Origin of the sequence: Kitasatospora sp. NPDC059160 (assembly GCF_042755465.1) — a bacterium.
GTDB lineage: Bacteria > Actinomycetota > Actinomycetes > Streptomycetales > Streptomycetaceae > Kitasatospora.
The window spans coordinates 20,361-27,916 of sequence record NZ_JBHZCN010000117.1 but is presented as its reverse complement, the minus strand read 5'-3'; the positions used below and the strand labels follow the sequence as shown (position 1 = coordinate 27,916).

The following is a 7,556-nucleotide window of genomic DNA, read 5'->3' as shown; positions in this document are numbered from 1 at the left end:
CTCGTACTGGACGTACTTGGGCGATTCGGGCGTGCGTCCAGGCGGGATGCCCGGCGTCGCGCGCCTGGCAAGATCCGCCGGACAGGCCCTAGGCCCTGTCCGGTCGAGCCTTGCCCGGGACGGTACCGGGTCGGCGACGTCGGGAAAGGGCAGCGGACGGGGAGTGAACGGGCCTACGCGGACCCAACCCCCCGGTCGACGCCCGTGGCGTCGGCCGCAGCCACGGAGTCGGCGGCCGCGGCGAAGGCGCCGTGGGCGAGGGTGTGCAGCAGCGCGGCCATGCCGTCGCGCTGCAGACCGGCGCGCTCGCCCTGGGCCGGATCGGGGCCGACGCTGTGCGGGGTCGAGTTGATCAGGCCGAAGACCGCGTGCACGGCGGCCCGCGCCACGGGCTCCGCGCCGGGATCTGCGAGCGGCGGATGGGCCTGCCGGACCACGTCCACCCACAGCTCGACGTAGCCGCGCTGGAGCCGCCGGACGGTACGGCGGTCCTCCTCCTTGAGGTTCAGCAGCTCGCGGTCGTGCAGGGTGATCAGGTCGCGGTCGTTCAGGGCGAAGTCGACGTGGCCGCTGATCAGGGCGTCCAACGTGGCGGCCGGGCCGTCGCCACCGCCCGCCCGGCGTCGCCCCTCCTCCAGCAGGCGCTCGCTGATGCCGATCAGCAGGTCGGCCAGCATCGCGTCCTTGCCGGCGAAGTGGCGGTAGAGGCCGGGGCCGCTGATGCCGACGGCCTTGCCGATCTCGTCCACACCCACGCCGAGGAAGCCCCGGGCGGCGAACAGTCGCGCGGCCTCCCTGCGGATCTGGTCGCGGCGTGGGAGCGCAGAGGCTGCGGGGACGTTCGGCATGCCGCCCATCGTAGACAGTCGGGTTATCGGCCGTTAACCTGAGCGCGTAAGTTAACGTTAATTAACGTGAGGATCAGGGGCGCACCGTACTCGGCCCGCCCGCCTGCTGCCGAGGGCAAGGGAGCTCTTGGGAATGGTCATCTCAACCACCGGTGCCTCCTCCGGCGTCCGGTTCGGCGCACCGACCGGCACCGCGCCGGCACCGGGTGCCACAGCACCGATCGCCGCAGCACCGGGAGCCGCCGCGCCGGCACCCCGGCTCGGCACCTCCGCCGACCCGGGCTCCGCGGCCTACCGGGCCAACACCGAGGCGCACCGGGCCCTGGTCGCCGAACTGCGCGCCAAGCTCGACGCCGCCGCCCTCGGCGGGGGCGCCAAGGCGCGCGCCCGGCACACCTCGCGCGGCAAGCTCCTCCCCCGCGACCGGGTGGACACCCTGCTCGACCCGGCGTCGCCCTTCCTGGAGCTGGCGCCGCTGGCCGCCGACGGGATGTACGACGGGGCGGCGCCCGCGGCCGGGGTGATCGCCGGCATCGGCCGGGTCGCCGGACGCGAGGTGGTGGTGGTCGCCAACGACGCCACCGTCAAGGGCGGCACCTACTACCCGATGACGGTGAAGAAGCACCTGCGCGCCCAGGAGGTCGCGCTGGAGAACCGCCTCCCCTGCATCTACCTGGTGGACTCCGGCGGCGCCTTCCTCCCGATGCAGGACGAGGTCTTCCCGGACCGCGACCACTTCGGCCGGATCTTCTACAACCAGGCCCGGCTCTCGGCCGCGGGCATCCCGCAGATCGCCGCCGTGCTCGGCTCCTGCACGGCCGGTGGCGCTTACGTCCCGGCGATGAGCGACCAGGCGGTGATCGTCCGCAACCAGGGCACGATCTTCCTGGGCGGACCGCCGCTGGTGAAGGCCGCGACCGGGGAGGTGGTCACCGCCGAGGAGCTGGGCGGCGGTGACCTGCACTCCCGCACCTCGGGCGTGACCGACCACCTGGCCGAGGACGACGCCCACGCGCTCTCCATCGTCCGCACCATCGTGTCCGAGCTCGGCCCGCGCACGCCCAGGCCGTGGCCGCTCACTACGGCCGAGCCGCCGGCCGTCGACCCGGCCGGCCTGTACGGGGCCGTCCCGGTCGACCCGCGCACGCCCTACGACGTGCGCGAGGTGATCGCCCGGCTGGTCGACGGCAGCCGCTTCGCCGAGTTCAAGGCCGAGTACGGCGCGACCCTGGTCACCGGCTTCGCCCGGATCCACGGCCACCCGGTCGGCATCGTCGCCAACAACGGCGTGCTGTTCTCCGAGTCGGCAGTCAAGGGCGCCCACTTCATCGAACTGTGCGACCAGCGCGGTATCCCCCTCCTCTTCCTGCAGAACATCACCGGCTTCATGGTCGGTCGGCAGTACGAGGCGGGCGGCATCGCCAAGCACGGCGCCAAGATGGTCAACGCCGTGGCCTGCACCCGGGTCCCGAAGCTGACCGTGGTGATCGGCGGCTCGTACGGGGCCGGCAACTACTCGATGTGCGGCCGGGCCTACTCACCCCGCTTCCTGTGGATGTGGCCGGGCGCCAAGATCTCCGTGATGGGCGGCGAGCAGGCGGCCTCCGTACTGGCCACCGTCCGCCGTGACCAGTTGGAGTCGCGCGGCGAGGAGTGGCCGGGCGAGGCGGAGGAGGAGTTCAAGCGCCCGGTCCGCGAGCAGTACGAGCGCCAGGGCAGCGCCTACTACGCCACCGCCCGGCTCTGGGACGACGGCGTGATCGACCCGATGGACACCCGCACCGCCGTCGGTCTCGCCCTCACCGCCTGTGCCAACGCCCCGCTGGCGCCGCCCGCTCCGTTCGGTGTCTTCCGCATGTGACCGCTCCGGGGTGGCCGCCCCGACGCGACCGCCCCGACGCGGGCACTCCGACGCCACCGCTCCGGTGACCCCGCTCTTCCGGGTGTGACTCCTGCGGCGCCGGTCCGACGACCGGGCCGGCGCCGCAACCGCCCACCGCCACCTCCTCTCTTACGGCTCCCCTCGACCCGGAGGAACGCCTCCCATGTTCGACACAGTTCTGGTCGCCAACCGCGGTGAGATCGCCCTGCGGGTGATCCGCACCCTGCGGCGGCTCGGTGTCCGCTCGGTCGCCGTGTTCAGCGACGCGGACGCCGACGCGCCGCACGTCCGCGAGGCCGACGTCGCGGTCCGGCTCGGCCCGGCCGACCGCAGCGACAGCTCGGCCGCCGAGACCTACCTGCGCACGGATCAGATCCTCGCCGCCGCCCGCCGCACCGGCGCCCAGGCCGTCCACCCCGGCTACGGCTTCCTCGCCGAGAACCCCGGCTTCGCCCGCGCCTGCGCCGACGCGGGCCTCGTCTTCATCGGACCACCTCCCGGTGCGGTCGAGCTGATGGGTGACAAGATCAACGCCAAGGAGGCCGTCCGGACCGCCGGCGTCCCCGTGGTCCCCGGCAGCCAGGCCACCGCGCCCACCGACGAGGACCTCGTCGCCGCCGCCGACGAGATCGGCTACCCCGTCCTGCTCAAGCCCTCCGCCGGTGGTGGCGGAAAGGGCATGCGCCTGGTGCGGGACCCGGCCGAGCTGCCCACCGAGATCGCCGCCGCCCGCCGCGTCGCCCGGACCGCCTTCGGCGACGACACCCTGCTGCTGGAGCGGTGGGTCGACCGACCGCGCCACATCGAGGTGCAGGTGCTCGCCGACGCCCACGGCACCACCGTCCACCTCGGCGAGCGCGAGTGCAGCCTCCAGCGCCGCCACCAGAAACTGATCGAAGAGGCTCCCTCCGTCCTGCTCAATGCCGAGACCCGCGCCGCGATGGGCGCTGCGGCCGTCCGCGCCGCCGAGTCCTGCGGCTACACCGGGGCCGGCACCGTGGAGTTCATCGTCCCCGGCATCGACCCGGATGCCCCCGCCTCCGCCGCCGAGGGGGTGCGGGACTTCTTCTTCATGGAGATGAACACCCGCCTCCAGGTCGAGCACCCCGTCACCGAACTCGCCGTCGCCGTCGGTCCGGAATCGGCCCGACTGGACCTGGTCGAGTGGCAACTGCGCGTCGCCTCGGGCGAGCCGCTCTCCTTCGGCCAGTCCGACGTCTCCTTCCTGGGCCACGCCATCGAGGCCCGCATCTGCGCCGAGGACCCGGAACGGGACTTCCTGCCCACCGGCGGTCGCATCCTCACCCTGGACGAGCCCCAGGGCGAGGGCATCCGCGTCGACTCCGGGGTCGCCCCCGGAACCGTCGTCACCAGCGCCTACGACCCCATGCTCGCCAAGGTCATCGCGTACGGGCCCGACCGCCCGACCGCGCTGCGCCGGCTGCGCGCCGCGCTGGCCGACACCCGCATCCTGGGTGTCACCACCAACACCGGCTTCCTGCGCCGACTGCTCGCCCACCCCGACGTCGTCGCCGGCCGACTGGACACCGGCCTGGTGGAACGGACGGCCCAGCAGCAGCCGGCCCTGCTCGTCGCACCGCACTCCCCGTCGAACGCGGCAGCCCCGACCGCGGCGACCCCGGACGCGGCAGCCCCGACCGCGACCGATCCCGCCGACGCCTCGGCATCCGAACCGCCGTCACCTGCCCACCTCCTCTACTACGCGGCCGCGCTGGCACGGCACCTGGACCTCACCCCGGCCGCCGACCCCGGCGGCTGGACCGACCCGTTCTCCCTCCCCTCCGGCTGGCGCCTCGGCGGCACCCCCGCCTGGACCACCCACCGACTCCGGACCCCCGGCCAGGACCCGGTGTCGGTGCGCATCCGTTCGATCACTGCGGGCAACGTAACCGACGCCACTGACAATGCGTCCGGGGCCGCCCGCGAGGTGGAGCTCCAGCTGGACGCCGGGCCCGTCCACCGCGCCCGCGCGACCCTGGTGGCCGAGCGGCTGCACCTGACCGTCGACGGCCTGCAGACCGCCTTCGCGCTGGCCACCGACGCCACCCCCGGCCTCCCGGCCGGCCCGGTGACCTGGCTCGGCATCGAGGGCGACGCCTGGCCGATGCACGCCTACGACCCGGTCGTCGAGAGCGCCGGCGGCGCCTCGGCGCACCACGGCGCGCTGACCGCCCCGATGCCCGGCACCGTCACGGTCGTCAAGACCACGGCGGGCGAGACGGTCCGCAAGGGCCAGCCCCTGCTCGTGCTGGAGGCCATGAAGATGGAACACGTGATCGCCGCGCCGCACGACGGCGTGGTGGCCGAGCTGCGGGCCACCGCCGGCGCCACCGTCGCGATGGAGGACCTGCTGGTCGTGGTCACCCCGGCCGAGGCGGCCGCCGAGCCCGCGGAGGTGCGGTCGTGACGTCCCCGGAGAGCCCCGCCACGGAGACCCCCGCCACGGGGGCCGCCACCCGCGAGCCCGACGCGCTCGACCTGGGCCTGCCCGACCCGGTCCGCGCCCCCGGCCTGCCCGAGGAGGTCCGGATCCACGAGGTCGGGCCGCGCGACGGGCTGCAGAACGAGAGCTCCCTGGTGCCCGTCGAGGTCAAGGCCGAGTTCATCGGCCGGCTCGCCGCCGCCGGGCTGCGGACCGTCGAGGCGACCAGCTTCGTTCACCCGAAATGGGTACCCCAGCTCGCCGACGCCGAGGAGCTGGTCCCCCGGCTCGCCGGCCTGCCGGAGCGCCACCCCGGTCTGCGGCTGCCGGTGCTGGTCCCCAACGAGCGCGGCCTCGACCGCGCGCTCGCCCACCACGCCACCGACATCGCGGTGTTCGCCAGCGCCACCGAGACCTTCGCCCGGCGCAACCTCAACCGTTCCGCGGACGAGGCCATGGCGATGTTCCGCCCGGTCGTGACCCGGGCCACCGAAGCCGGGGTCACCGTCCGCGGCTACCTCTCGATGTGCTTCGGCGACCCCTGGGAGGGGCCCGTCCCGGTCGACCAGGTGGTCCGGTACGGCGTCCAGCTGCTGGAGATGGGCTGCGCCGAGCTGAGCCTCGGCGACACCATCGGCGTGGCCACCCCCGGCCAGGTCGGCGCGCTGCTGGCCGGGTTCGCGAAGGCCGGCGTGCCCGTCGGCCGGATCGCCGTGCACTTCCACGACACCTACGGCCAGGCGCTCAGCAACACCCTGGCGGCGCTGCGCGAGGGCGTCACCACGGTGGACGCCTCGGCGGGCGGACTGGGCGGCTGCCCGTACGCGAAGAGCGCCACCGGCAACCTGGCCACCGAGGACCTGGTGTGGATGCTGCACGGGCTCGGCGTCCGGACCGGCGTCGACCTGCGCGCGCTGGTCGCGACCAGCGGCTGGATGGCCGGGCAGCTCGGCCGCCCGAGCCCCTCCCGCACCGTCCAGGCGCTGCTCGGCGCCGCCCGGGGCTGACCCGCCCCGCCCGACTTCCCGGCGCCGGCCGCCCGAACGGTCCGGCCGGCGCCACCGCACCGCTCTCATCCGTCAACCACACCGTGCGACCGTCACACCGTCAGACGGACGCCGGCCGTCCCGCACATGCCCGCGGCCACCCCGGCCGGGCACCAGGAGGATCAGATGCTCGACCACCGGCTCAGCAGCGAGTACGAGGAACTGCGGCGCACCGTCGCGGAGTTCGCCCAGGACGTGGTGGCGCCGAAGATCGGCGGGTTCTACGAGCGGGAGGAGTTCCCCTACGAGATCGTCCGCGAGATGGGGCGGATGGGCCTGTTCGGCCTGCCCTTCCCGGAGGAGTACGGCGGCATGGGCGGCGACTACTTCGCCCTCGGCCTCGTCCTGGAGGAACTCGCCCGCGTGGACTCCTCGGTGGCGATCACCCTGGAGGCCGCCGTCTCGCTCGGCGCGATGCCGATCCACCGCTTCGGCACCGAGGAGCAGAAGCGCGAGTGGCTGCCCCGGCTGACCTCCGGCGAACTCCTCGGCGCCTTCGGCCTCACCGAACCGGAGGGCGGCTCGGACGCCGGGGCCACCCGCACCACCGCCCGCTACGACGAGGCCACCGACGAGTGGGTCATCAACGGGACCAAGTGCTTCATCACCAACTCCGGCACCGACATCACCGGACTGGTCACCGTCACCGCGCTCACCGAACCGATCGCTCGTTCGAGTGAAGAAGGCGAATTGCGCTCGCCCGTGCGGGAGATCTCGTCCATCATCGTGCCCACCGGGACCCCGGGGTTCCAGGTCTCGAAGAAGTACTCGAAGGTCGGGTGGAACGCATCCGACACCCGCGAACTGTCCTTCACCGACTGCCGCGTCCCCGCGGCCAACCTGCTGGGCGAGCGTGGCCGAGGCTACGCCCAGTTCCTGCGGATCCTCGACGAGGGCCGCATCGCGATCGCGGCCCTGGCCACCGGCCTGGCCCAGGGCTGCGTCGACGAGTCCGTCAAGTACGCCGGCACCCGCCGGGCCTTCGGCCGCCCGATCGGTGCCAACCAGGCCATCCAGTTCAAGCTGGCCGACATGGAGCTGCGCGCCCACACCTCCCGCCTGGCCTGGCGGGACGCCGCTTCCCGGCTGCTGCACGGTGAACCGTTCAAGAAGGAGGCCGCGATCGCGAAGCTGTACTCGTCCGAGGCCGCCGTCGACAACGCCCGCGAGGCGACCCAGATCCACGGCGGGTACGGCTTCATGAACGAGTTCCCGGTCGCCCGCTTCTGGCGCGACTGCAAGATTCTCGAGATCGGGGAGGGCACGTCCGAAGTCCAGCGCATGCTCATCGCCCGGCAGCTCGGCGTCACGTCGTGACGATCGGCAGCTGACCGTCG

General features: G+C 73.6%; 5 protein-coding genes. 4 read left to right on the top strand and 1 reads right to left on the bottom strand.

Translation table 11 applies throughout. From position 1 onward, the window contains the following. Positions 1-173: 173 nt before the first annotated feature. Positions 174-848, bottom strand: coding sequence for a TetR/AcrR family transcriptional regulator (locus ACFXOZ_RS35380; protein ID WP_380527208.1), 675 nt, complete (start codon positions 846-848; stop codon positions 174-176). Between the two features lie 133 nt (positions 849-981). On the opposite strand from ACFXOZ_RS35380, the gene ACFXOZ_RS35375 reads away from it, so the two are divergent. The 4 genes from ACFXOZ_RS35375 (at position 982) to ACFXOZ_RS35360 (ending at position 7,536) form a co-directional block, all read left to right on the top strand. Beyond that, complete coding sequence (locus ACFXOZ_RS35375) at positions 982-2,709, top strand: carboxyl transferase domain-containing protein (RefSeq protein ID WP_380527206.1); 1,728 nt, start codon at positions 982-984, stop codon at positions 2,707-2,709. A gap of 184 nt (positions 2,710-2,893) precedes the next feature. Beyond that, positions 2,894-5,158, top strand: coding sequence for a biotin carboxylase N-terminal domain-containing protein (locus tag ACFXOZ_RS35370; RefSeq protein WP_380594022.1), 2,265 nt, complete (start codon positions 2,894-2,896; stop codon positions 5,156-5,158). Positions 5,159-5,229: 71 nt separating this feature from the next. Next, positions 5,230-6,180, top strand: a complete 951-nt coding sequence (locus ACFXOZ_RS35365) for a hydroxymethylglutaryl-CoA lyase (RefSeq protein ID WP_380594024.1) — start codon at positions 5,230-5,232, stop codon at positions 6,178-6,180. Positions 6,181-6,345: 165 nt separating this feature from the next. Continuing rightward, a complete protein-coding gene (locus ACFXOZ_RS35360) occupies positions 6,346-7,536 on the top strand; it encodes an acyl-CoA dehydrogenase family protein (RefSeq protein ID WP_375883416.1) in 1,191 nt (396 codons plus the stop codon). The last annotated feature ends 20 nt before the right edge of the window (positions 7,537-7,556 follow it).

Coding starts and splice junctions, on each gene's coding strand:
- ACFXOZ_RS35375 (WP_380527206.1), top strand. CDS start 982: ATGGTCATCTCAACCACCGGTGCCTCCTCCGGCGTCCGGTTCGGCGCA.
- ACFXOZ_RS35380 (WP_380527208.1), bottom strand. CDS start 848: ATGCCGAACGTCCCCGCAGCCTCTGCGCTCCCACGCCGCGACCAGATC.
- ACFXOZ_RS35370 (WP_380594022.1), top strand. CDS start 2,894: ATGTTCGACACAGTTCTGGTCGCCAACCGCGGTGAGATCGCCCTGCGG.
- ACFXOZ_RS35360 (WP_375883416.1), top strand. CDS start 6,346: ATGCTCGACCACCGGCTCAGCAGCGAGTACGAGGAACTGCGGCGCACC.